The sequence below is a fragment of the Pseudoalteromonas sp. SIMBA_162 genome (assembly GCF_046535955.1).
GTDB lineage: Bacteria > Pseudomonadota > Gammaproteobacteria > Enterobacterales > Alteromonadaceae > Pseudoalteromonas > Pseudoalteromonas marina.
Map to the genome: position 1 here is coordinate 1 of NZ_JAWJBQ010000294.1, position 278 is coordinate 278.

1 pseudogene is annotated in these 278 nt (G+C 65.5%); it reads left to right on the forward strand.

What is annotated here, in order from left to right:
• Positions 1-88: 88 nt before the first annotated feature.
• Positions 89-278 (forward strand): annotated as a pseudogene (locus R0J88_RS19745) (EamA/RhaT family transporter); the annotation flags it as partial.

Below are 278 nucleotides of genomic sequence, written 5' to 3' on the forward strand. Positions count from 1 at the left end.
GAGATGGCGGCTTTATCACTATCCCCTGATGACGAGGAACCTCATGCCCGGCCCTGCTGCCCCTCCCTCCAACCAGCCCCAGGCACTGATGTCGATTCATCTCGGCATCGCGCTGCTCGGCGGTACGGCGTTGTTCTCGAAAGGCGTGCCCCTCTCGGCGCTCGATATCACCACCTGGCGCAGCCTGCTGGCGGGGCTGTTCCTGCTGTGGCTGGCACGCCTGAAGTGGCATGTCTCGCTGCGTCTGAGCGGGCGCGACTGGGCCTTGCTGGGCATCG